Below are 23,520 nucleotides of genomic sequence, written 5' to 3'. Positions count from 1 at the left end.
CGGGACTTAACGCATCGAACGATATGACTTTCGATCACCACGACACCACGCTCGACCTGGACCTCGCCCGTCTTGCACGCTATCTGGAGCAACACGTTGCGGGCTTTCGCGGTCCGTTGCGCGCGACGAAGTTCGCAGGCGGCCAGTCCAATCCGACTTATCTGCTCGACGCGCAGAGCGGCCGCTACGTGCTGCGTCGCCAGCCGCCCGGACAGTTGCTGAAATCGGCGCACGCCGTCGACCGCGAGTTCCGCGTGCTGAGCGCGCTCGCCGATACGCCTGTGCCTGTCGCGCGCGCCTGGCATCTGTGCGAGGACCGCGACGTGATAGGCAGCATGTTCTACGTGATGAGCTACGAGGAAGGCCGCATCTTCTGGAACCCGGCGCTGCCCGAAGTGGAGCGCGACGAGCGGCGCGGCTATTACGCGTCGATCGTGAGGACGCTCGCAGCGCTGCACGACGTCGACCCGCAAGCGGTGGGACTTGCCGACTACGGACGCGCGGGCAATTACTTCGAACGTCAGATTGGCGTCTGGACGAAACAGTACCGCGCCGCCGAAACGCAGCGCATCGACGCGATGGAAGCGCTGATCGACTGGCTGCCCGCGCACTGCCCCGCCGATGGACTGCGCGCCTCGCTCGTGCATGGCGACTTCCGCATCGACAATCTGATCTTCGCGAGCGACGCACCACAGGTACGCGCGATTCTCGACTGGGAACTGTCGACGCTCGGCAACCCGCTCGCCGATCTTGCTTACTTTTGCATGTGCTTGCGGCTACCCGCGCACGGTCATATCACGGGCTTGCGCGGACAGAATCGCGCCGACCTGGGTGTGCCTGACGAAGAGGAAATCATCGCGCAGTATTGCGCGCTGCGCGGCCTGCCCGCCATCGACAACTGGCCGTTTTACCTTGCGTTCAGCTTCTTCCGGCTTGCGTCGATTGCGCAGGGCGTGAAGGCACGCGCGCTGCAGGGCAATGCATCGAGTGAGCAGGCGCATCAGGTCGGCGCGATGGTCGAGCCGCTCGCGCAACTTGCCACCGAGCTGATCGCATAACTCAAGAACACGATCATCAACGAGAACATGAAGGAGACGACATTGAGCACGAACCTTTTCGACCTGACGGGCCGCATTGCGCTCGTGACGGGCGCGAGCCGCGGCATTGGCGAGGCGATCGCGAGGCTGCTCGCGGAGCAAGGTGCGCATGTGATCGTGTCGAGCCGCAAGCTCGACGAATGTGAGCATGTTGCGGCGGATATCCGCGCGGCGGGCGGGAGTGCCGAAGGGTTCGCGTGTCACGTCGGGCGCATGGAGGACATTGCGGCGACGTTCGCGCATATTCGCGAGAAGCATGGACGGCTCGACATTCTAGTGAATAACGCTGCCGCGAATCCTTATTTTGGACATGTTCTCGATACGGATCTTGCTGCGTATAACAAGACTGTCGAAGTGAATGTGCGCGGCTATTTTTTTATGTCGGTGGAAGCGGGCAAGCTGATGAGGGAGCGAGGACGAGGCGCGATTGTTAATACGGCGTCTGTCAACGCGCTGAGGCCTGGCGATATGCAGGGAATTTATTCGATTACGAAGGCGGCTGTCGTGAACATGACGAAGGCGTTTGCCAAGGAATGTGGACCGCTCGGGATTCGCGTGAATGCTCTGTTGCCTGGGCTGACGAAGACCAAATTTGCTGGCGCTCTGTTTGAGAATAAGGATATCTATGACCACTGGGTCAGCAATATTCCGCTGCGTCGGCATGGGGAGCCATCTGAAATGGCTGGCACCGTGTTGTATCTCGTTTCTGATGCAGCTAGCTATACGAATGGGGAATGTATTGTTGTTGATGGAGGGTTGACGGTATAGGTTTTTTTGCCCTGCGGGCGGGTTGGTTTGCTTGTGTTTTGCGCTGGCATTCGCGTTGTGCATTTGCGCTGGCATCCGCGTTATGCCTTCGTGCTGGCATCCGCGATTTGCCTACGTGCTTCAAGCGTCGCCCCTGTGCGGGGCGGCACCTACTTTTCTTTGCCGCCGCAAAGAAAAGTAGGCAAAAGAAAGCGGCTCACACCGCCAGCACGTGTGTCTGCCTGAGGGCCCCGACCGGTCTTATGCTTCACACGGCAACAATTCTGTCCGCGTCCGTTGCTAACGCTTTGAATAGGAGCCTCACCCGCTTCGAATACCCGCACCTAAGCCAGCGGCAGCGAATGGTTTGTGCCGCCCAGGTGGCAAACACTGTGTAGGTTGTCGCACCGTACAAGTTGGTGTTCTTACCAGAGACACCAGCCTTGCTACGCAGTCCGGAGTGGTGCGCGTATAGCGCGACGGCCTACACACAGTTTGCCACCTGGGCAGCAGAGGACTCTCTGGCACGGCGTGCCGTGACGCGGGTATAGGAAGCGGGTGATGCGTCCAGAGAGAACGTTGGCAACGACCGCGAACCAGGGCGTCGCCGTGTGAAGCGTAAGAACCTGTGGGGGCCCTCAGGCAAATACAAGAACTGGCGGTGTGAGCCGCTTTCTTTTGCCTACTTTTCTTTGCGGCGGCAAAGAAAAGTAGGTGCCGCCCCGCACAGGGGCAACGCGTGAAGCACGTAGGCAAATCGCGGATGCCACCACAAACACAAGCAAACCAACCCAGCTTGCGCAGCAAACATAAACACCAGACACCTAACACCCAGACCAAACAAAGGAACCACATCATGAACTTCGGCTACAGCCAAAAAGTAGAAACCCTCCGCCAGCGCGTAAGCGCCTTCATGCACGAGCACATCGTGCCCCGCCACGGCCAGTGGCTCGACGAGGTGCATGCGGGCCACTTCCCCGCCTCCTTCATGGAAGAGCTAAAAACCAAAGCCAAATCGGAAGGCCTGTGGAACCTGTTCCTGCCACACCTGAAAACCGACGAACCCGGCACAGCCCTGACGAACCTCGAATACGCGCCGCTAGCTGAGATCATGGGCCGCATCTCCTGGGCGCCCGAGGTCTTCAACTGCAACGCACCGGACACGGGCAACATGGAACTGCTCCACATGTTCGCAACGCCCGCGCAACGAGAACAGTGGCTCGCACCACTGCTAGAAGGCACGATCCGCTCAGCCTTCGCGATGACAGAACCCGACGTCCCGTCATCAGATGCAACCAACATCACCACATCGATCCGCCGCGACGGCGACGACTACGTGATCAACGGCCGCAAATGGTTCATCACGAACGCCGCACATCCGAACTGCAAGATCTTCATCGTGATGGGAAAGACAAACCCGGACGCGGAAACACACCAGCAACAAAGCATGATTCTCGTGCCGGCAGAAACGCCCGGGGTGAAAGTGATCCGCAATATTCCCGTGATGAACCACATCTCACCGGAAGGCCATTGCGAAATGACATTCACGAACGTGCGCGTCCCCGCAACGAACCTGCTCGGCGAAGAAGGCAGCGGTTTCGCGCTCGCGCAGGCGCGGCTTGGACCGGGACGCATCCATCACTGCATGCGCTCGATCGGCGCGGCGGAACTCGCGCTCGAACTGATGATTGCACGCTCGCAGGAACGCAAGACCTTCGGCAAGTATCTGCATCAGCACGGCACGATCGGCGAATGGATCGCTAAGTCGCGCATCGAAATCGATCAGGCACGGCTGCTCGTGCTGAAAACCGCATGGCTCATCGACGAAGTCGGCGCCAAAGCGGCGCGCAAGGAAATCTCGATGATCAAGGCGCTCGTTCCGCAATTGCACACCACCGTCTGCGATCGCGCGATGCAGGTGTTCGGCGCGATGGGTCTGAGCCCCGATACGCCGCTCGCCGATCACTGGACATGGGGCCGCGCCCTGCGTTACGCGGACGGTCCCGATGAAGTCCACCTGCAGGCGATCGCGCGCATGGAACTCGCGCAAAGCAAGGAGACGCTGGGCGCCGCCGCCGCGTATCTGACCGTGCCGCCGCGCGACTGAATGCCCGCAGGCTCTGCGTCAGGACGCATTGCAATGACATCCCCTCGTTTATGATGTCTCGCGAAAACGGAGACACCCCGCGATGCGTCCACCCAAACTCGACCTGAACCTCTTCGTCGTCTTCGAAGCGATCTACGACAAACGCAACTTGACGCGCGCGGCCGACATGCTGTTCATCACGCAGCCCGCCGTCAGCAATGCGCTCGCGCGGATGCGCAAGGCGTTCAACGATCCCCTCTTCGTCAGCACGCCGTCGGGCATGGTGCCGACGCCGCTGTCCGAGAACATCATCGGCCGCGTGCGCGAAGCGCTGCAACTGCTCGAAACAAGCGCGACGGAAGGCGACGTGTTCGTGCCCGCCGCGTCGGAGCGCACCTTCCGTCTCAGCATGCCCGACCTGACCGAGGCGATTCTTCTGCCCGCGCTCGGCGAAGTGCTGCAGCAGCAGGCGCCCGGCATGCGCATCGAAAGCTATTTCACGCCGCGCAGCGAAGTGGCCGCCGCGCTCGCGACGGGCAAGATCGACTTCGCGATCGACGTGCCCCTCATCGACGATCCGCAACTGCATCAGATGCCCCTCGGCAGCGACCGCTACGCCTGCATGCTGCGCCACGATCATCCTTTCGAAGGCGATACGCTGACCATGGACGACTATCTCTCGCTCGGCCACATTCAGGTATCGAGCCGACGCCAGGGCAGCGGCCTCGTCGACGCAGAATTGCACAAGCTCGGCAAGCGCCGCCAGCTGCAGATGCGCGTGCAGCACTATATGGTCGCGCCGCTCATCGCGCTGCGCACCGATCTCGCCCTCACCGCGCCCGTGCAACTGCTGCAGCGCTACGACGCGCGCATCCTGACGCTGCCGTTTCCGCTTGCGAAGCTCGAATGGCATCTGTATTGGCATCGCAGCGGCGAGCAGGACCAGGCGAACCGCTGGGTGCGTGGCGAGGTGATCCGGCTGATGAAGGAGATGGCCGAGGCAGGCGGCGCGTAGGACGTTTGCCGCCCGTCAGCGACCGCGGCAGCAACATCTGGTAAGGAAAGGCCTCTTTTCACGGCTGTTCCGCGTATTGGAAACGGCCTCTTGCGGCGATCATCGCTTGAATCCGCAGGCGCGCGTGCGCCTGGCGGAGCGACCTGAGCGAATCATCGACGTAGAGAAACACGTGAATACCTTGTTCGCACGAACGGTGCTGTTATCGGTGGCGATGTTGCTTACCGTGCATGTCGGTTATCGGCTGATCGAGTCGATTTCTTTAGCCGCCGACGGCTTTCCTTCCAGCGCGCCACAGGCGGGCGCTTCCTATGCCGCGCGCGAAGATACCTTCCTCGATACGGGAGACGCGGCGGGCATCAGCCCCGCGCTGTCGATCCGTCCGCGTATCGTCGATCTCGGCGGCCCCGTCGCGCCGAGTCTGCGCGCCGCCGTGTGGAACGCCGCGCCGTTGTCGACCTCGTTGTCCACCTCGATGAGCGCGCTCGCGCTGGCCGACACCGCGTCGCCCGATACCTGGGACGACGCGCCTTTCTCCTACGGTTACGACACCCGCTTCGCCCCGTTGATCCTGTCGCTGCCCGCCGCGTTGATCGCGCTGTGCGCCTACTGGTTCTGCCAGATGCGGCGCAGCCTCTGCGAGCTCGCGCAGGTTGCACGCAACGCAGATGCTGGCGGCACCGCGCTGCGCGCGCCCGATCGCGGCGCGTACGACCTGCGCCTGCTCGCACGCGCATTGAACGATCTGATGGGCCGCCACAGTCAGGCGCTCGACGAACAGTCGACGGCCCTCGCCGCCTTCTCGCGGCAGATCGACGCGCGCGTCGCCCGCCTGCGCACGCGCGCACTGAACGTCGCGCAATGGCACAAGCGCGTGGGGTTCATCGAAGACATCGATCTCTTCTCGAACGTCGCGCATCAGTTCGTCGACGTCGTGGGGCGCCGCGAAACGCAGGCGGCGCACGTGTGTGTCGATGCGTGGCTGCATGACCGCTTCGTGCACGGCGCCACGCTCGACGACGCGAAGTTCGTGCTGCGCCTGAATGCAGGCGCGGACTTCAAGCTGCCGCGCAACGCGCTGGAGCGGCTCGTCGGCAATCTGGTCGGCAATGCGCTCGCGCACGGCGCGCCGCCCATCGAAATCTGCACCGCGCGCGGCGTGCGCACGTGGATGCTGAGCGTGCGCGATCACGGCAAGGGCATCAGCGAAACCGACCTGGCTGCGGCGATGCAGCCGTTCGTGCGTCTCGCGTCGAACGAAACGAGCGGCGAGCCCAATATGGAGCACGGCGAGCATTGGGGACTCGGACTCGCGATCGTCAGCCGGCTGGCGCAGCATTGCGGCGCGAAACTCAAGCTGGGCAATCATCCGGAGGGCGGGCTGTGGGCGCGCGTGATCGTGTCGATGCACAAGGGCCGCCTGAATTGACCCTCACTGTTCCATGGCGGATTTCATCTGATTGAAAGCAGAGGAAATAAGGCTCTCTTAAGCAGACGCCCCCTAGTCTGTGGCCTTTATGCCGCGCTGCAGCGAACTACGACGCTCGACGCGCCTCACTCACTTTCACGCCCGACGCCATGGAAAAACTGAACAACGCCGTCGCCAAGGTTCCCGAGGTCACGCTCGCCTTCTGGATCATCAAGATTGCCGCCACCACGCTCGGCGAAACGGGTGGCGATGCCGCTTCGATGTCGATGAACCTCGGCTATCTCATCAGCACGCTGATTTTCGGCGTGATTTTTCTGGTCGCCGTGACCGCGCAGATCAAGGCGGACCGCTTCAATCCCGTGTTGTACTGGGTCACGATCATCGCAACCACGACCGTCGGCACGACGCTCGCCGATTTTGCCGATCGCTCGCTCGGCATCGGCTACGCGGGCGGCAGCACGCTGCTGCTGGGCCTGCTGCTCGCGTCGCTGCTGGTCTGGTACCGGACGATGGGATCGGTATCCGTGACGACGGTGTCGTCGTCGAAGGCCGAAATGTTCTACTGGGTGACGATCATGTTTTCGCAGACGCTCGGCACCGCGCTCGGCGACTGGACAGCCGACACGGAAGGTCTTGGCTACGCGGGCGCGGCGCTGATCTACGGCGGCCTGCTGCTGGCGCTCGTCATCGCCCACTATGCGACGCGGGTGCCGCGCACCTTTCTTTTCTGGGCCGCGTTCATCCTGACGCGCCCGCTCGGTGCCGTCGTCGGCGATTTCCTCGACAAGCCGATCGCCAACGGCGGTCTCGCGATGAGCCGCTATGGCGCATCGATCGCACTCGTCCTGTTCATTCTGGTTTGCGGGACGGTTTTCCGGCAGCGGCCCGCGAAGGTGTCGCACTAGCTGCGCGATACCCGCGCCCACGCAGCGGCGCTAATTTGCGGCGCTGCGCCGGTGCAGACAGTCGTCCGGGCGCACCTTGCTGCCCCGCTCCGCGACGGGCACCTTGCAGTTATCGACGCGCTGGTCGTCGCTTGCCTTGTCGCCGAGACGCTCCTTGAGCGTTTTGGGCTCGCTTGCCGCGACGTCGGCGGCAGTGGCGGCATCGGCCGCATGCGCCGATGCAGCGCCACCCATCGCGGCGAGCGCAACGAACATAGACGCGATGGCGGACGTTGACGGCATCGCATGCCCTCCTCTGACTGTTGCCCAATATTAGGGCAACCCGCCGCCTTGAAGATTGCTCACTCATTCTTCCGCCCGCGGCAACCGCGCTCGCGCTCAGCTACTTCGGATCCTCGCAATCCCACCGTTCGCCGGACTGACACCCGGCAAAACGCGCTGCCGGACCGCCTTGAAACGCTTGCGCTCATACGCGATAACGATAGCGCTCGATATTATTTGCGCGGTCACGAGCGCCTCTCTACGATCTCGGCATCTTCAACCGATGACTTCAGAATCATGAAAACAACCAGCACGCTCAAGGCCGCACTCTTCTCTGTTCTGCTGACATGCGGGATCGTGAGCGCACAAACGGCGCTCGCCGCGGACCAGACGGTGCGCGTCGGCATCATGTCGGGCGAAGACGAGGACGTGTGGCGCGCGGTCGCGGCCAACGCGGCGAAGCACGGCATCAAGGTCAAGATCACGACGTTCTCCGACTACACACAACCCAACGAGGCGCTCGCGCAACACGACCTCGACGCCAACTCGTTCCAGCACAAGCCGTATCTCGATGCGCAGATCGCCGCGCGCCACTACGACATCGTGCCTGTCGGCTTTACCTATGTGCAGCCGATTGGCCTCTATTCGCGCAAGGTGAAGTCGGTCGCAGCGCTGCCGCAAAACGCGACGATCGGCGTGCCGAACGACCCGAGCAACGAAGGCCGCGCGCTGCTGCTTTTGCAGGCCAACGGGCTCATCAAGCTGCGTCCCGATGTCGGCCTGCTGCCGACGGCTCGCGACATCGCGGACAATCCGAAGCACATCCAGATCAAGGAACTCGACGCGGGCATCGTGGGCCGCGCGATCGGCGATGTGGATGCAGCCGTCGTCAACACCGACTGGGCAATCAAGGCGGGCATCCAGATTCCGCAGGAACGCATTGCGCAGGAGCAGGTGCCGGGCAACCCGTATCGCAACTTCATCGCCGTCAATTCGAAGGATGCGAAAGCGGCCTGGGTGAAGACGCTGGTCGACAGCTATCAGCAGGCCAATGTCGCTTCGTCGATCCTGACCGTCTACCACGGCGCAACGCTGCCCGCATGGGACGGCGCACCGCAGCACTGACCGCGCGCGCACTCGCCATGTCCATGACCAATCGACGTTCGTTTCTCAAACAGTCGCTGGCTGCCGCTGCGGCGGCGGCCGTGCCCGCCGCCTTCGCGCAAGGCTCACCGCGCACGCTGCGCATCGGCAATCAGAAGGGTTATCTGAATCTGCTCAAGGGACGCGGCACGCTCGAAAAGCGGCTCGCGCCGCTCAACGTATCCGTGAGCTGGACGGAATTCGCCGCGGGCCCCGTGCAACTGGAGGCGCTGAACGTCGGTTCGATCGATTTCGGCGACGTCGGCGAAGCGCCGCCGATTTTCGCGCAGGCCGCGGGCGCGCCGCTCGCGTATGTCGCGGCGACGGTGACGCGGCCGCAATCCGAAGCCGTGCTCGTGCCGCCGAATTCGCCGATCCGCACGGTCGCGGACCTGAAGGGAAAGCGGATCGCGCTCAACAAAGGCAGCAACGTCCATTACTTTCTGGTGAAGCTGCTGCGTCAGCACGGCTTGCAGTACGGCGACGTGAACCTCGTGTTCCTCGCGCCTGCCGATGCACGCGCCGCGTTCGAGCGCGCGTCCATCGACGCGTGGGTGATCTGGGATCCGTTCTTCGCCGCAGCGGAGAAAACACTCGGCGCTCGCGTGATTGCCGATGCGAGCGGCGTGGTCGGCAATCGCGCGTACTATTTTTCGTCGCAGACATATGCCGCGAAAAATGCCGACGTGATCCGCATCGTGATCGAGGAACTCGGCAAAGTCGATGAATGGGGCCGGCAGAACAAGGATCAACTGGCGAGCGAACTCGCGCAGTTGTGGGGCTTGCCGAAGCCCGTCGTCGACGTGGCCGTGGCGCGGCAGCAGTTCGGCACGCAGCCCATCACGCGCGCGATCATCGCCGAACAGCAGCAGATTGCGGATACGTTCCTCGAGCTTGGACTGATTCCCAGGCATGTGGACGTGCTGAAGGCCGCGCCGCCGAACCTCGCGTAGCCCGACCCGTTTCGCGCGTTGCCGTTACAATCCAGCACTTCGATCGTAACAGGCAAACTGCGAGGCACACTGCGCGATGAAATTCCTTCTTGCATCGACACTCGCGGCGGCATTCGCCGTCGTGAGCACGGCTGCGATTGCCGCCGACTCCGGCTCGAACGATAACCTCAGTTGCGCAATCGGCTATGTGACGGGCGTCGGCGGAGCGGCTGACAGCATGCGCGAATACCTCGCGACGCCCGACCGCGACCGCTATCGCTACATCTCCGAGCACCCGATCCAATGCCAGGTGAACGACGAAGGGCGCGCAACCGGATGCGTCGGCGTCGAGAACCTTCGCAAAGAGAAGGTGAGCGTGTATGACGAGATCGACAGCGCGACGATGTCGGTGGTCGCGCGCATCGAACTCGAACATGGCCAGACGTATCCCATCATTATCGTCGTGCAGAAGAAGGACGTGCGCTGCGACGATTGAGTTCGCCTGCCCTTCCCTCTTACGTCGAAAGCGGCTACTCGCTGGCGTTCGCGCTTTCGTTCATCAGCGCCGCCGTGATTTCCAACACCATCTGGTCGAGCAGACCCATCACGGGCGAATAGCTCGTGTGCACCAGATGCAGTTGCCCGCCGAACGTCGCCGCGCCGATGACCTGTTCATCGACGACACCCACTGAAACCGACGGCCCCCAGACCGCGTCGAGCGTAAGCGGGCCGAACCGTTTCGGCAGATTCACGACGCCGAGATTCGTGACGACTGCATCGTTCGCGAATGCCTGCGCGAAAACGGCTTTCGCGTCGGCCGCTCCATTCACGGTGTCGAGCAAAGCGTGCGCCGTCAGCACGCGCTCTGCCAGCACCTCCGTCGACTCGATATCAACGAACGCCTGTCCGGCGTGGCGCGCGCGGCTCCACAGGCTCGCGTCACGCGGACCGTCGTCGGCGTGAACTACGCCGCTCGCACACATCGCAAGATGATCGCTGCCGTCGAGCAGGCGACGCCGCAAATCGATGGGCGAAAGCACGCGCGGTTCCTTCTGCGCGTTGGCATTCAGAAAACACATTGCCCGCGTGAACGCCGCGATCAACGCCGACTGAACCGAGGTACCCTCCGCCCTTGAGCGCTCGCGCAACGTGCGCGTCATCGTGGACGTCAGACGCAGCGCCTCGACGTGCGGCGCCGAACCGTCCGGCCGCCGCATCTCCAGCGGCGCGCGCATGGGTTCATCCGATGGCACTGGCGCACTCGAAGGAAGCTTCGGTGCCCCATGCTTCAGTTCGATCAAACGCTCTAGCGCCCTCGTCTCGCCGCTACGCATCAGATTTTCGCCCGCCACCGCGCGCAGCAGATCGCCGAGTAATGAAGTCAGCGACAACCCGTCGCCGATCGAATGATGCGCGACGAGCACGATGATCGAATGTGCCTCGCCATGCAGCAGCGTCGCGCGCAGCAGCGGCGGACGCATCTCATCAAAGGGTTGCGCGATTTGCGCGGCCACTTCATCCGTCCATTTCGTCGAACCGAGCTGTGCCACTTTCATGGGGACCGAACCATGTGGAACGGGCACGAATGCCGGTACACCATTGCTGCCGCGTTCGACACGTGACCACACGAGTGGCGAATGGTGCGCGACCAGATCGAGCGCGTCCTGCCACTGATCGATGCGCGTCGGCCCCGATACTTCGCCGATCATGGCGAAATGATTCGGATGACTCTGGTTCAACAGATAGAAAAACTTTTCCATTGCACCCAGCGAACGCGCGGCGCGGGTCATAACGGGTTCGGCTAATGAATTCATCACGTCCTTCCATGTTTGATTGGCGGTTGTATTTCGAAGAACGCCTGACGAATTCCGCTTATTCCGTCAACGCATCCAAAACTTTCGATGATCTGATGAATAGCACTGGCGCTTCGTATTTCAGTAAGCGCTGCGAAGCCGCATCGCGACATGCGAAGTCGTGACTGGATGCAGCGCTCGAAACCTTCCAGAGAAAAATCATTGGAATAGGCAGGCCGCGACAGTTGTTATGGAGAGAGGTCCTATCTCAGGGACTGTTTGAATCGCACAAGAACCTCTCAGTTCTATTTATTAGCGATCCTATTTATATGCATCACAACGGATGAGGAAGTCGATGATGAAGACCTATAGACCTTTATTCGCAATTTCACTCGCCGGCGTTCTGGCAGCCGGTCTCGCGGCGTGCGGCGGCGGAAACGATTCGTCGGCGCCGCCCGCTCCGCCCGCTAGTCCGTTCACGTCGACTGCACTGGTATCCGACGGCAGCACCGCCGCAGCGCATACCGATCCGAATCTGCAGAACGGCTGGGGCGTAGCGTTCAATCCGAAAGGCACCTTCTGGGTATCGGACAATACGACTCACAAGTCGACGTTATACGACGGCAACGGCGTCGTGCAATCGCTCGTCGTGACGATTCCGGATGGCAAGAACGGGCCCGCAGGTCCTACGGGCATCATCTTCAATTCGACTACGGATTTCACGATCAGCAGCGGCGGCAACAGCAGCAGTGCGGTCTTCGTCTGGGCCACCGACGCAGGCACGATCGCCGCCTGGTCGCCGAAAGTGCTGCCGACGCAGGCCGTCACAGCATTCGATGATGGCAGTGCAGGCGCCAACTACAAAGGTTTGACGGCAGCCGCGGTGAACGGCCAGAACCTGCTGTACGCGGCGGATTTCCACAACGGCAAGATCGACGTGTTCAATAACGCATTCGAAAAGATCCAGCTCGACGGACAGTTCAAGGACCCGACGCTTCCTGCGGGCTTTGCACCGTTCGGTATTCAGGCGATCGGCAGCAGCATCTTCGTCACTTATGCGAAGCAGAACGCGACGGCGAGTGCGCAAGTAGTCGGCGCTGGACTGGGCGTGCTCGACCAGTTCGATCTCAGCGGCCACTTCGTCAAGCAGTTCGCCGGCATGGGTGGCGTGCTGAATGCGCCATGGGGACTCGCGGAGGCACCCGCGAACTTCGGCACGTTGAGCAATGATTTGCTGGTCGGGAACTTTGGGGACGGGACGATCGAGGCGTTCGATCCGAATAGCGCGAAGGATCTCGGGAAGCTCACGTTGCACGATGGTCAGCCGTTCACTCAACATGGGTTGTGGGGGATCAGCTTCGGTAACGATGTTGATAATCAGCCGAAAAATACGTTGTTTTATGCGGCGGGGCCGAGTAAGACGACGGGGGTGTTTGGGCGGATTGATGCGGCGGCGAATTGATTTTGGTTTTGGTTTTGGTTTTGGTTTTGGTTTGGATTGGTTTGGTTTGGTTTGGTTTGGTTTGATTGTCTGCGACGCTGGGGTGGTTTGCTTGTGTTAGCGCTGGCATCCGCGCGGTTGCCTTCATGCTTCAGGCGTTGCTGTTTTGGTATTTTGGGGTTTTCGCTGGCATCCGCGATCTGTTAGCGTGCTTCAGGCGTCGCCCCTGTGCGGGGCGGCACCTACTTTTCTTTGCCGCCGCAAAGAAAAGTAGGCAAAAGAAAGCGGCTCACACCGCCAGCACGTGTGCCTATCCACGGGCCCCCAACGTCCCCATCCTTCACGCGACAGTGCCCTCGCCGGTGCTCGTTGCCAACGCGTCGAATGAACGCCTCACCCGCTTCAGGCATCCATACAACGGCAGACGGCAACGAATGGTATGTGCCGCCTAGGTGGCAAACTGTGTGCAGGTTATCGCGTCGTATAACCTGGCGCTCTTACAGCGTGGGACGCGTGCGCTATCAGTCCGGAGTGAGGTGTGTGAGGTACTGCGGCCTACACACAGTTTGCCACCTGGGCGGCCGTGGACTATCTGGCGCGGCGTGCTGTGACGCGGGCAGATGAAGCGGGTGAGGCGTCGAGGGAGAGCGTTGGCAACGCACCTAAACAGGTGCGTTGCCGTGTGAAGCGTAAGAACCGTTGGGGGCCCTCAGGCAAATACTAGAACTGGCGGTGTGAGCCGCTTTCTTTTGCCTACTTTTCTTTGCGGCGGCAAAGAAAAGTAGGTGCCGCCCCGCACAGGGGCAACGCTTGCGAACCAATAACATCACGCGGATGCCAGCGAAAAAACAAAACCCCACCCAGCGTCGCAGACAACCAAAAGCAGGCGCCGCCCCGCACAGCGGCAACGCTAGCAAACCAATAACATCACGCGGATGCCAGCGAAAAACAAAACCCCACCCAACGTCGCAGACAAAAATCAATCCTCGAGCATCGACAAATCCCTCACCGCGCCCTTATCCGCCGACATCACGAGTTTCGCATAAGCCTTCAGCGCAGCTGACACCTTCCGCGGACGCGGCTTGGCCGGCTTCCAGCCCTTGGCATTCTGCTCCTCACGCCGACGCGCAAGTTCCTCATCGGACAAGAGCACATCAATCGTACGGTTCGGAATATCGATCCGAATGCGATCGCCATCGCGCACGAGACCAATCGCGCCACCCGCCGCCGCTTCCGGCGAGCAGTGACCAATCGACAGCCCCGACGTACCACCCGAGAAGCGTCCATCCGTCAGCAGCGCGCAAGCCTTGCCGAGCCCCTTCGACTTGATATAGCTCGTCGGGTACAGCATTTCCTGCATGCCGGGACCACCCTTGGGCCCTTCATATCGCACGATCACGATATCGCCCGCCTTGACCTTGTCGTTGAGGATGTTCTCGACTGCTTCATCCTGCGACTCGGTCACGTGCGCCGAGCCTTCGAACACCAGAATGCTCTCGTCGACGCCCGCCGTCTTCACCACGCAACCGTCGAGGGCAATATTGCCCGTCAGCACCGCAAGCCCACCTTCCTTCGAGAACGCGTGCTCGTACGAACGAATACAGCCTTCCGCGCGGTCCAGATCCAGGCTCGGCCAACGCGTGTTCTGGCTGAACGCAACCTGCGTCGGAATGCCGGCCGGTCCGGCCATGTAGAACGTCTTGACGGCTTCGTCGTCGGTCAGCGCGATGTCCCACTGGCTCAGCGCGTCCTTGAGCGTCGCCGCGTGCACGGTCGGCACGTCGGTGTGCAGCTTGCCCGCGCGGTCCAGCTCGCCCAGGATGGCCATGATGCCGCCCGCGCGATGCACGTCTTCGATGTGGTACTTGTTCGTGTTCGGCGCCACCTTGCACAGTTGCGGCACGATGCGCGACAGACGGTCGATGTCCGTCATCGAGAAGTCGATTTCCGCCTCGCGCGCGATGGCGAGCAGGTGCAGGATTGTGTTGGTCGAACCGCCCATGGCGATATCGAGCGTCATCGCGTTTTCGAACGCCTTGAAACCGACCGAACGCGGCAGGATGCGCACGTCTTCGTTCTCGTAGTACTGGCGCGCCAGTTCGACGACACGGCGGCCCGCGCGCTTGAACAGCTGTTCACGGTCCGCGTGCGTCGCGACCACCGTGCCGTTACCCGGCAGCGAAAGGCCCAGCGCTTCCGTCAGGCAGTTCATGGAGTTGGCCGTGAACATGCCCGAGCACGAACCGCAGGTCGGGCAGGCGGAGCGCTCCACTTCGGCGACGTCGGCGTCGGAGTAGGACTGGTCGGCGGCGATCACCATCGCGTCCACGAGGTCGAGCTTCTTGAACTCGATCGTGCCCGTCTTCGGATTCGCGAGGCGCGTCTTGCCCGCTTCCATCGGGCCGCCAGACACGAAGATCACGGGGATGTTCAGGCGCATCGCGGCCATCAGCATGCCCGGCGTGATCTTGTCGCAGTTGGAGATGCACACCATCGCGTCGGCACAGTGCGCATTGACCATGTATTCGACGGAGTCGGCGATGATGTCGCGGCTCGGCAGCGAATACAGCATGCCGTCGTGGCCCATCGCAATGCCGTCGTCGACGGCGATGGTGTTGAATTCCTTGGCAACGCCGCCCGCCGCTTCGATTTCACGCGCGACGAGTTGGCCCAGGTCCTTCAGGTGCACGTGTCCGGGCACGAACTGGGTGAACGAATTGACCACCGCGATGATCGGCTTCGAGAAGTCTTCGTCTTTCATGCCGGTGGCGCGCCACAGCGAGCGCGCCCCAGCCATGTTGCGGCCGGCGGTGGAGGTTTTGGAACGGTATGCGGGCATCGTGGTTGTGGGAGAGTTATCGCGGAGAGAAAGCGGGCCACGGGAATAAAGGCCCCTTATGCGCCCGTGCGAACAACCTCGTGAGTCGCGCCCTGGGCAAATCGCGATTATCCCACACAGCCTTTAGGCGCGTCGGAATCCCACTACCTGGAAAACCCGCCCGCGCTTACGGTGCGTACCGCGTGAAGACGTAGTCGCGGTCCTTCACCCGTGCTGCGTGACAGGCGAAGCACGTCTGGTGCTGCGCGAGGTCGGCCGGTTGCCCGTTGATGAAGCGCCCGAACCCCCAACCGCCCGTCGATGCATAACGGCGCGAGTCCTTCACCATCACCTGCACCGTCGTCGCCTGCCCCGGCACGGTCGCGGACTCGAAATCAGGCGACTGCTTGCGCTTGTACGCGAGCTTCACGAGTATCGTGCCGTCCGGGTACGGCAGCGTCGAGTTTTCGATCGCCTTGATCGCGGCGGGATTGCCGAGCACGACGCGCAGCTCGTCGAGCGGCGCGGCTTCCTCGGCGGGCGCGATCATCTGCCACTTGCGGTATCCGTCGGGAATCGTGACACCGTAAATCGGCGATGCTGCCTTTGTTGCAGCGGCAGGCTTGGCGGAGTCGGCAATCGCCTGATCCGCCGACACGGCGCCGAGCAGCAGCGCCGTGCTGAGGACGACATACGCGCTCCGCGCGGGTCGCTTGAGTCGCATTGGATGGCTCCTCTGTCGTCCGTTCAGAAACGCGCCACGTCGATGATCGCGTCGGCGAATGCCTTCGGCGCTTCCTGCGGCAGGTTGTGCCCGATACCGCCGCCGATGTTCCGGTGCGCGTACTTGCCGGTAAACTTTTTCGCGTAGGCGGAGGGGTCCGGATGCGGCGCGCCGTTCGAGTCCCCTTCCATCGTGATGGTCGGCACCGAAATGGTCGGCGCTGCTGCGAGGCGCTTTTCGATCTCGTCGTACTTCGCCTCGCCGCGCGACAAGCCGAGACGCCAGCGGTAGTTGTCGATCACGATGGCGACGTGGTCCGGGTTCGCGAACGACTCGGCCGTGCGATCGAAGGTCGCGTCGTCGAAATTCCACTTCGGCGAGGCGAGTTGCCAGATCAGTTTGTTGAAGTCGTGGCGATTCGCGTCGTAGCCCGCATAGCCGCGCTCCGTCGCGAAGTAGAACTGATACCACCACGCGAACTCCGCCTTCGGCGGCAGCGGCGCGCGGTTCGCCTGCTGGCTGCCGATCAGATAACCGCTCACCGACACCAGCGCCTTGACACGCTCCGGCCACAGCGCGGCGATGATGTCCACCGTGCGCGCGCCCCAGTCGAAGCCGCCCAGCACAGCCTTGTCGATTTTCAGCGCGTCCATCAGCGCGATGATGTCGACGGCGATCACGGCTTGCTGGCCGTTGCGCGGCGTATCCGCGGACAGGAAGCGCGTGCTGCCGTAGCCGCGCAGATACGGCATGATCACCCGATAGCCCGCGGCGGCAAGCAGCGGCGCGACTTCGGCAAAGCTGTAGATGTCGTACGGCCAGCCATGCAGCAGAATCACCACCGGCCCGTTCTGTGGGCCCGCTTCCGCGTAGCCGATGTTCAGCGTGCCGGCATTGATCTGTTTGATCGTATCGAACGAAGCCACGCGTCCGCCCGTCTTCGTGCCGCTGGTTTGCGCATTGGCGAACCCGCTCAAGCCCAGTTCCATCAGGCCGATGCCTGCAACGGTCGTCCCGAGCAGACGACGGCGCCGCGTGTTGATCTGATCCGACATGTTTTTTTCCTCAGGTACGGTTGCTTGGATGACATCTGCGCGCTCTTGCCGGGCGCGCAGCCTGTTGATTCGGCAGCACACGGAACGCGGACCGCGCGAACGTCCGTTCGCGCTTCCCGTTCGCAACGCCAGAACGGCTGGCATGGAGGTATTAAACATGTCGGACGTATCTGCGGTTTGTCCGCAATGTCCGCCAATGAGTCGTTATGTATCAGGCGGCGGCGCAGATACATTGGGATACAAACTCGCTGCTACATACGGTCCGCGAAACGGATTCAGCCGTCCGGACCGTCTTACTACTTCTTTGCCTCGTCCGCATCGTAGGTGACGTAGAGCTTCGTATAGCCCTGTGTGTCGAATTGCCCCGTCCATCCTTTCGGAAGCGTGACGGCTTCGCCTGTATTCACGACCATCACCGAACCATCCGACGACGTCAGCTTCACGCTGCCAGAAAGAAAATAAAGAAACTCGCTATACGGCAGCCCTTGCGGACCCTTTATGTCCTCGTGCAGCGGACCGGATTTGTACACGCCCGTCTGATACGCGTTATCGGGCGACGTGAAGGTGACCACGTCAGTACTGCGATGACCGTTTTCGTCCTTCTTGACTGCGTCTTGACGGTTGAATATCGCGCCTGCAAGTTCGGGCTTCGATACCTTGACGGGCTTGATCGTTTCCGCGTGCACACCCGCCGATGCGATTGCACTGCTCATTGCCACTGCTGCGAAAAATGCTTTGTACACGATGTTTTCCTGTGACTGAATGCTTCTACAACTGATTACCCGAAAAGCGGAAATCCGATGGCGACACGCCATATTGCCGCTTGAACAGACGGCTGAAATGCGCTGCTGTGGTGAATCCGCATTGCCATGCAATTTCCTGAATCGAACTGTCGTACGCGCCGCGCGTTCGCAGCAACAACGCCGCGCGTTCGAGCCGCGCCTGCCACAGATACCGCATCAGCGACATGCCCTTTGCACGGAACAGGCGTTGCAGATGCTGTGCGGAAACATGCACGCCTGACGCAATCGCAGCGACGTCCAGCCCGGCCTCGCCGAGATGGCTGTCGATATAGCGCTTCGTCTGATGCACCAACGCTTCGGGACATCGCCTCTTCGACCTTGCGCCAGGATCGATCATCGCGAACTCGACGAGTTCGAGCAACTGATCGCCCATCATGTTTTGCGCAATGACACCCGGCGCAGTAGATTGCCGCGCGATGCACTGAATGAGATCGCAGGTTGCGCGAACATCAGGCGACCGCGCGTCGCCCACCAGCGGCCCCGCACTCGAACGATGCACGCCGCGCTCGCGCAAACGCACCTTCGGCACGCGCAGCACCGTCATCCGCGCGCGCTCCGGAAACACTTCGACAAACGGATAGACGGGGTCGATGATGAACATGCTGCCCGCGTCGAACCGCTCGACCAGGCCGCGCGATTGCACATGCACATGCCCCTGCGTCACGAGCTTCACGAACAGCCAGCCGCCTTGCCACGACGGTAATTCTTCGCCGACGGGCGACAGGGTTTGCGTCGCCAGATTGGCGAGCGAGACACCGACTTCACCCAGGCGCCAGCTCCTGACGGTCGAGTCGATCGATTGCCGCGGATCGAATGCGCATCGCAACCCGCGGCTGTTCAACATGATGTGCGACCATCGTTCGCCCGCGCTCAGACCGGTGTCGAACGTGATCTCGTGCGTGTCGAAGTGCATGAAAACGTCCCATCAATCAAAACGGACGGGCATGCGCAGGACTTTGGCGCGGGCGTCATGAATCGATCACCACGATCGGTCACGCCCGCGCCTCTCTGCCTGTCATCCAGCCGCCGTCGGCATGAACACTGCCTTGGTTTCGAGGTACGCCTCCAGTCCCTCGCGGCCGCCTTCGCGGCCCACTCCTGATAATTTGAAACCGCCGAACGGCACATTCGCAGCCAGTTCGATACCGTTAATGCCGATATGGCCCGACTGGACGCGGCATGCAACCGCGTAAGCCCGCTCCACATCACGGCTATAAACCGAGCCGCTCAAGCCATACGGCGTGTCGTTTGCGATGCGCACCGCGTCGTCGATGTCGTCATACGGAAGAATCGACACGACGGGGCCGAAGATTTCCTGCTGCGCAATCGTCATGTGCGGCGTGACGTCAGCGAATACCGTCGGCTCGACGAAATAGCCCCTCTCGAAGCCGCCGTTGCCCGTTCCGCCCAACACGAGGCGCGCGCCTTCGCCGATACCCCGTTCGATATAGCCGCGCACGCGATCGCGCTGCACGGCGTTCAATACCGGTCCGATACGTGTATCGGCCTCGCGCGGGTCGCCGAGCTTCAGCTTCGAAATGATCTCAGCGTACGCGCTGACGACCTCGTCATGGCGTGCCCTGGGCGCAAGTATGCGCGTCTGCGCGAAGCAGATCTGCCCGGAAAACGGCATCGTGAATGGCGTGAGCGCTGCCAGCGCCGCAGGCAGATCGACGTCGTCGAGCAGAATCGCTGCCGATTTCCCGCCGAGTTCCAACGTCACACGAGCCAACCGGTCCGCTGCCGCGCGCGCGATCCATTGCCCCGTTGCGACGCTGCCCGTAAAGCTGATCTTGTCGACATCGCGCGATTGCACCAGTTGCGCGCCCTGGTCGCGGCCCGCCGTGATGACATTCAGCACGCCCGGCGGAAGGCCCGCAGCCGCCGCGCATTCCGCGATGATCAGCGCATCCAGCGGACTTTCCAGCGGCGACTTGACGACGACCGTGCAACCCGCCGCCAGCGCGGCCGCGATCTTGTGCGCCACGATCGGGAAGGTCGCATTCCACGGCGCAATCAACGCGGCGACGCCGACGGGTTCGCGTCGCACGCGCGCATGGCCGCGCCGCGTCGGTCGCGCGTCCTCGAATTCGAACGTCTCCGCGAGCGATGCAAAGAACTCGAAACGCGTGATGCCCGTCGGAAGCAGGCCGCTCGCGAACGTAATCGGCGCACCAACCTGATCGGTCCACAGTTGCGCGAGCACCGGCAAGCGCTGGCGAATTTCTTCTGTCAACCGCTTCAGATACGCGCTTCGCTCGGCACCCGAAAGCTTCGGCCACGGACCCTCGTCGAACGCCCGGCGAGCCGCCGCGATCGCACGGTCGACGTCCACGGAATCCGCGAGCGGAACCGACATGAACGGCTCTTCCGTTGCAGGAGAAATCAGGACATGTCGCGCGTCGGCGTGGTTCAGCACCCATTCGCCATCGATAAAGAAGCGATTACGGACATTCGACGAAACTGCTGTGGCGTACCCGGTCATGGTCTTTCCGATTGAAAGTCTTCTACAGCTACAGTGAAAGGGTTTCGAAGCACGTACCCGTCGTATTGCGCAATGTCGGGTTGAAACCCACCAACGGATTCCGCCAACGTCGGGAACCTGTGACTTTTCAGTGTAGTGATTCGACTCTTTCGGAAATTGTCCAAAGCAATTCGTCGCTTGTCCAAAACGCGCATTCTGACCGACGCCTGGTTATAGCCTGGTTTTAGCGCAGGCGTATGTCGCAATGTATCTGCCACCGCTCCCGATACATCCGGTTTCAAAGACCTTTACCGGACATGAACACTTGCTGCCGTTCGCGTTGTTAGTGTTCGAATGCGCGTTCCAGACAAGACAAATGCGCCGTATGGACAAGGCATCCGTGAACGGGAAGCGATAGAGTTGGCAGTTCCCCTCAGTCAATCCGCTTCTCGATTGCAATGCAGTGCATAGATCTTTCGCTCATTCTTCCGGACATGCTTCCCCGGCTCTGGTCTTTCGCGTTACGGCTGACAGAGAGCGAATATGAAGCGGAAGAACTGGTTCATCGGGCCTGCGCGCGCGGGCTTGAAGACTCACACAATCTGCCTCGCGATACATCGCCGCACGACTGGATGTTTTCGATCGTCTATTCGATCTGGCGCGCCGACCCTGGGCGCCATGCGCGACGGCATTCTACTGCGAAGAAAAGTTCTCATTGTTCACAACACCTTTTCCAGAAAAACGTGCGCGGAATAGATCCGCCTGGCTAAGCGTTGTTGAGAGGAGCACCGGAAAATCCAGCATCGGATGCATCCGGCTCGCATTACGAAACTCTCACTTTCAATCGGAGTACGACCCGCTTCGCACTCCGTTACGGCCTCGAAAGAACATGTCATCCTGCTCAAGAATGCTGCTCGTCTACGACGAAACGCTCGAAGCTCAAGCCGCGCTGAAACGTTGCTCGCAATTGTCGCTGGCGTTGTCCGCGCATGTCGATGTGATTTCCGTCGTCGATGCGATCACGGCCAGCGCGACCTGTGCAGGCATGCTGTCGGATCTCGCGTGCAGCAGCATGGAGGCGCACGCGCGTCACGCGCTCGACGTTGCGGTCGGTCATCTCGTGAATCTCGGCGTCACCGCGCATGGCTTCGTCAAGTTCGGACGCCCTATCGACGTGATTCCACTGCACGTCGCGGCATTCAATGCCGATATCGTGGTGATCGGCCATCGCGTGCAAACGGGGCTAGCGCGCTGGTGGGGCGAGCGCCCGATTCATCTCGATCTCGCCGAACGGCTGCGCGGCTCGGCGATCGTGGCCGTCACCGCGCCCCTCGCCTGATCTTGTATGAGGACGCGTGCGGACCGGGCGGCAGCAGCCGCCCGGCAAGCTCAAACAACCGGATCGATCGGCGCAGGCGGCACGCCGCGCGCTTCGATCGCTTCACCCGCGAGCAGACACAGATCCTCGCGATAATGCGCGGCGACGATCTGCACGCCGACGGGCACGCCATCCACGAGTTGCGTGGTGACAGCCAGCCCCGGCAGGCCCATCGCGGGCAGCGCGCGCATCGTGAGCTGCGCTTCCCATACCCGGTCGAAACCTTCTGCACCACGCTGATCCAGGTCGTCGGGGAAAGGCAGTTCGCCGGACACGGGCATCAACACCACGGCATACTGATCGAGAAACAGACGCCACTGACGCACCAGCGTCGAACGCCGCACCAGCGAACGGCTGATCACATCGGCGGGCAGACCTTGCACCTTCAGACGCGCCGCCGCGACGACGGCCGCCGCGCCCGGATCGCCGTCACGCGCAACGGAGTCGGCCAGTGCATCGAAGCCGTCGCCCAGCCATAAGCGCTCCTGCAGTTGCCCGGCTTCGCGGATCGACGGCACGTCGTCGATTTCCTCGACGCTCCAGCCTGCATCGACGAGCCGGCGCGCCGCATCGAGCAACGCCTCCTCGACTTCCTTCGCGATCTGCAGACCGCCGGGCCGCAGGCACAGCGCCGCGCGCCGTGGCACGGCTCGCCCTTCCAGCGGCAGCGGCACATACCAGGGATCGCGAAGATCCGGCGCGGCAAGCGCAAGCAGGCCGAGACGCAGATCGTCGATCGTGCGGGCAATCGGTCCCGCTGCCGACATCAGTTGCGCGCCGATCGCGCGTTCCGGCGACGACGCGTTGAACGCCGGCACACGCCCGAAGCTCGGCCTGAGTCCGTGCACACCACACGCATAGGCCGGATAGCGGACCGAGCCGCCGATATCGGTGCCGAGCGCAAGCTGTCCGATCCCCGCCGTAACGGCGGCAGCCGCGCCGCCCGACGAGCCGCCCGGCGTGAGCTTCGGGTCGCGCGGATTCAACGTGCGGCCATGTACCTGATTCGACGTGAACCAGCGCAGCGCGAAGGTCGGCGAATTGCTGCGGCCAAGCAGCACCGCGCCCGCCTTCGAGAGATTGTCGACGGCCGGACTGCTCGTTTCGGCAATCAGGTTTTCCTGCAGACGCGTGCCGTTCGTGGTCGCAAAGCCGGCCTGATCGACGTTGATTTTCACGGTGACGGGCACGCCCGCGAGCGGACCCGGGTCTTCGCCGCGCGCGATCGCGCGGTCGATCTCGTCCGCCTGGCGCAGCACCCATTCGGGCTTGTGCGCGACGACCGCGTTGATGATGGGGTTCACTGCATCGAGACGCGCCAGCGCGGACTGCGCCGCGTCGCGCGCGGATACTTCACGGCTGCGAACCCGCCTCGCGAGTTCAGCCGCCGACAAGCGCCATAGTTCACTCATGTTGTCCCCGATAAAGA

20 protein-coding genes are annotated in these 23,520 nt (G+C 62.1%); 11 read left to right on the top strand and 9 right to left on the bottom strand.

Annotated elements, in window-relative coordinates:
• Window positions 1–23: 23 nt before the first annotated feature.
• From PPGU16_RS28765 to PPGU16_RS28740, 6 genes are all read left to right on the top strand, one after another.
• A complete protein-coding gene (locus PPGU16_RS28765; protein WP_180723753.1) occupies window positions 24–1,058 on the top strand; it encodes a phosphotransferase in 1,035 nt (344 codons plus the stop codon).
• Window positions 1,059–1,100: 42 nt separating this feature from the next.
• The gene (locus PPGU16_RS28760) at window positions 1,101–1,865 is read left to right on the top strand and encodes an SDR family oxidoreductase (RefSeq protein WP_180723752.1); all 765 of its coding nucleotides are present in this window, start codon (window positions 1,101–1,103) and stop codon (window positions 1,863–1,865) included.
• An 835-nt stretch (window positions 1,866–2,700) separates the two neighbouring features.
• The gene (locus tag PPGU16_RS28755) at window positions 2,701–3,951 is read left to right on the top strand and encodes an acyl-CoA dehydrogenase family protein (protein WP_180723751.1); all 1,251 of its coding nucleotides are present in this window, start codon (window positions 2,701–2,703) and stop codon (window positions 3,949–3,951) included.
• 82 nt (window positions 3,952–4,033) lie between these two features.
• Window positions 4,034–4,945 carry a LysR family transcriptional regulator gene (locus tag PPGU16_RS28750; RefSeq protein ID WP_180723750.1) on the top strand — a complete coding sequence of 304 codons (912 nt, stop codon included), beginning with the start codon at window positions 4,034–4,036 and terminating at the stop codon, window positions 4,943–4,945.
• 172 nt (window positions 4,946–5,117) lie between these two features.
• On the top strand, window positions 5,118–6,374 hold the full coding sequence (locus PPGU16_RS28745; protein WP_243460625.1) for an ATP-binding protein: 1,257 nt from the start codon (window positions 5,118–5,120) through the stop codon (window positions 6,372–6,374).
• Between the two features lie 149 nt (window positions 6,375–6,523).
• Window positions 6,524–7,279, top strand: a complete 756-nt coding sequence (locus tag PPGU16_RS28740) for a COG4705 family protein (protein ID WP_180723748.1) — start codon at window positions 6,524–6,526, stop codon at window positions 7,277–7,279.
• 30 nt (window positions 7,280–7,309) lie between these two features.
• Here PPGU16_RS28740 and PPGU16_RS28735 read toward each other — a convergent pair whose 3' ends face one another.
• Window positions 7,310–7,561, bottom strand: a complete 252-nt coding sequence (locus PPGU16_RS28735; protein ID WP_180723747.1) for a hypothetical protein — start codon at window positions 7,559–7,561, stop codon at window positions 7,310–7,312.
• 276 nt (window positions 7,562–7,837) lie between these two features.
• Between PPGU16_RS28735 and PPGU16_RS28730 the strand changes: the two genes are divergently transcribed.
• From PPGU16_RS28730 to PPGU16_RS28720, 3 genes are all read left to right on the top strand, one after another.
• Window positions 7,838–8,665, top strand: a complete 828-nt coding sequence (locus PPGU16_RS28730) for a MetQ/NlpA family lipoprotein (protein ID WP_180723746.1) — start codon at window positions 7,838–7,840, stop codon at window positions 8,663–8,665.
• A 17-nt stretch (window positions 8,666–8,682) separates the two neighbouring features.
• Window positions 8,683–9,636, top strand: a complete 954-nt coding sequence (locus PPGU16_RS28725) for a sulfonate ABC transporter substrate-binding protein (RefSeq protein ID WP_180723745.1) — start codon at window positions 8,683–8,685, stop codon at window positions 9,634–9,636.
• Between the two features lie 76 nt (window positions 9,637–9,712).
• Window positions 9,713–10,111, top strand: coding sequence for a hypothetical protein (locus PPGU16_RS28720; RefSeq protein ID WP_180723744.1), 399 nt, complete (start codon window positions 9,713–9,715; stop codon window positions 10,109–10,111).
• Window positions 10,112–10,145: 34 nt separating this feature from the next.
• Here PPGU16_RS28720 and PPGU16_RS28715 read toward each other — a convergent pair whose 3' ends face one another.
• Complete coding sequence (locus tag PPGU16_RS28715; protein WP_180723743.1) at window positions 10,146–11,429, bottom strand: phthiocerol/phthiodiolone dimycocerosyl transferase family protein; 1,284 nt, start codon at window positions 11,427–11,429, stop codon at window positions 10,146–10,148.
• 337 nt (window positions 11,430–11,766) lie between these two features.
• Between PPGU16_RS28715 and PPGU16_RS28710 the strand changes: the two genes are divergently transcribed.
• Window positions 11,767–12,870: a TIGR03118 family protein gene (locus tag PPGU16_RS28710; protein ID WP_180725242.1), complete on the top strand. Its 1,104-nt coding sequence runs from the start codon at window positions 11,767–11,769 to the stop codon at window positions 12,868–12,870.
• Between the two features lie 958 nt (window positions 12,871–13,828).
• Here the strand turns inward: PPGU16_RS28710 and ilvD are convergent.
• From ilvD to PPGU16_RS28680, 6 genes are all read right to left on the bottom strand, one after another.
• Window positions 13,829–15,688 (bottom strand): dihydroxy-acid dehydratase, encoded by a 1,860-nt coding sequence (gene ilvD / locus PPGU16_RS28705; RefSeq protein ID WP_180723742.1) that lies wholly within the window; start codon window positions 15,686–15,688, stop codon window positions 13,829–13,831.
• 166 nt (window positions 15,689–15,854) lie between these two features.
• Complete coding sequence (locus PPGU16_RS28700) at window positions 15,855–16,391, bottom strand: cytochrome P460 family protein (RefSeq protein ID WP_180723741.1); 537 nt, start codon at window positions 16,389–16,391, stop codon at window positions 15,855–15,857.
• Between the two features lie 23 nt (window positions 16,392–16,414).
• Window positions 16,415–17,446: an alpha/beta fold hydrolase gene (locus tag PPGU16_RS28695; protein WP_180723740.1), complete on the bottom strand. Its 1,032-nt coding sequence runs from the start codon at window positions 17,444–17,446 to the stop codon at window positions 16,415–16,417.
• A 296-nt stretch (window positions 17,447–17,742) separates the two neighbouring features.
• Window positions 17,743–18,159, bottom strand: a complete 417-nt coding sequence (locus tag PPGU16_RS28690) for a cupin domain-containing protein (RefSeq protein ID WP_224031137.1) — start codon at window positions 18,157–18,159, stop codon at window positions 17,743–17,745.
• Window positions 18,160–18,214: 55 nt separating this feature from the next.
• Window positions 18,215–19,162 (bottom strand): AraC family transcriptional regulator, encoded by a 948-nt coding sequence (locus PPGU16_RS28685; RefSeq protein WP_180723738.1) that lies wholly within the window; start codon window positions 19,160–19,162, stop codon window positions 18,215–18,217.
• A gap of 102 nt (window positions 19,163–19,264) precedes the next feature.
• Window positions 19,265–20,734: an aldehyde dehydrogenase family protein gene (locus PPGU16_RS28680; RefSeq protein WP_180723737.1), complete on the bottom strand. Its 1,470-nt coding sequence runs from the start codon at window positions 20,732–20,734 to the stop codon at window positions 19,265–19,267.
• A gap of 868 nt (window positions 20,735–21,602) precedes the next feature.
• On the opposite strand from PPGU16_RS28680, the gene PPGU16_RS28670 reads away from it, so the two are divergent.
• Complete coding sequence (locus tag PPGU16_RS28670) at window positions 21,603–22,052, top strand: universal stress protein (protein ID WP_224031140.1); 450 nt, start codon at window positions 21,603–21,605, stop codon at window positions 22,050–22,052.
• A 50-nt stretch (window positions 22,053–22,102) separates the two neighbouring features.
• Here the strand turns inward: PPGU16_RS28670 and PPGU16_RS28665 are convergent, their stop codons facing one another.
• On the bottom strand, window positions 22,103–23,503 hold the full coding sequence (locus tag PPGU16_RS28665; RefSeq protein ID WP_180723735.1) for an amidase family protein: 1,401 nt from the start codon (window positions 23,501–23,503) through the stop codon (window positions 22,103–22,105).
• Window positions 23,504–23,520: the final 17 nt, after the last annotated feature.

The organism is Paraburkholderia largidicola, from assembly GCF_013426895.1.
Lineage (GTDB): Bacteria > Pseudomonadota > Gammaproteobacteria > Burkholderiales > Burkholderiaceae > Paraburkholderia > Paraburkholderia largidicola.
This window is presented reverse-complemented; position numbering and strand designations above follow the sequence as displayed.

What these genes read in the sequence shown, in the direction of transcription:
- PPGU16_RS28710 (WP_180725242.1), top strand. Translation starts at nt 11,767, where the DNA reads ATGAAGACCTATAGACCTTTATTCGCAATTTCACTCGCCGGCGTTCTG.
- PPGU16_RS28740 (WP_180723748.1), top strand. Translation starts at nt 6,524, where the DNA reads ATGGAAAAACTGAACAACGCCGTCGCCAAGGTTCCCGAGGTCACGCTC.
- ilvD (WP_180723742.1), bottom strand. Translation starts at nt 15,688, where the DNA reads ATGCCCGCATACCGTTCCAAAACCTCCACCGCCGGCCGCAACATGGCT.
- PPGU16_RS28685 (WP_180723738.1), bottom strand. Translation starts at nt 19,162, where the DNA reads ATGCACTTCGACACGCACGAGATCACGTTCGACACCGGTCTGAGCGCG.
- PPGU16_RS28670 (WP_224031140.1), top strand. Translation starts at nt 21,603, where the DNA reads ATGTCATCCTGCTCAAGAATGCTGCTCGTCTACGACGAAACGCTCGAA.
- PPGU16_RS28665 (WP_180723735.1), bottom strand. Translation starts at nt 23,503, where the DNA reads ATGAGTGAACTATGGCGCTTGTCGGCGGCTGAACTCGCGAGGCGGGTT.
- PPGU16_RS28720 (WP_180723744.1), top strand. Translation starts at nt 9,713, where the DNA reads ATGAAATTCCTTCTTGCATCGACACTCGCGGCGGCATTCGCCGTCGTG.
- PPGU16_RS28750 (WP_180723750.1), top strand. Translation starts at nt 4,034, where the DNA reads ATGCGTCCACCCAAACTCGACCTGAACCTCTTCGTCGTCTTCGAAGCG.
- PPGU16_RS28690 (WP_224031137.1), bottom strand. Translation starts at nt 18,159, where the DNA reads ATGAGCAGTGCAATCGCATCGGCGGGTGTGCACGCGGAAACGATCAAG.
- PPGU16_RS28730 (WP_180723746.1), top strand. Translation starts at nt 7,838, where the DNA reads ATGAAAACAACCAGCACGCTCAAGGCCGCACTCTTCTCTGTTCTGCTG.
- PPGU16_RS28765 (WP_180723753.1), top strand. Translation starts at nt 24, where the DNA reads ATGACTTTCGATCACCACGACACCACGCTCGACCTGGACCTCGCCCGT.
- PPGU16_RS28680 (WP_180723737.1), bottom strand. Translation starts at nt 20,734, where the DNA reads ATGACCGGGTACGCCACAGCAGTTTCGTCGAATGTCCGTAATCGCTTC.
- PPGU16_RS28715 (WP_180723743.1), bottom strand. Translation starts at nt 11,429, where the DNA reads ATGAATTCATTAGCCGAACCCGTTATGACCCGCGCCGCGCGTTCGCTG.
- PPGU16_RS28725 (WP_180723745.1), top strand. Translation starts at nt 8,683, where the DNA reads ATGTCCATGACCAATCGACGTTCGTTTCTCAAACAGTCGCTGGCTGCC.
- PPGU16_RS28755 (WP_180723751.1), top strand. Translation starts at nt 2,701, where the DNA reads ATGAACTTCGGCTACAGCCAAAAAGTAGAAACCCTCCGCCAGCGCGTA.
- PPGU16_RS28700 (WP_180723741.1), bottom strand. Translation starts at nt 16,391, where the DNA reads ATGCGACTCAAGCGACCCGCGCGGAGCGCGTATGTCGTCCTCAGCACG.
- PPGU16_RS28735 (WP_180723747.1), bottom strand. Translation starts at nt 7,561, where the DNA reads ATGCCGTCAACGTCCGCCATCGCGTCTATGTTCGTTGCGCTCGCCGCG.
- PPGU16_RS28695 (WP_180723740.1), bottom strand. Translation starts at nt 17,446, where the DNA reads ATGTCGGATCAGATCAACACGCGGCGCCGTCGTCTGCTCGGGACGACC.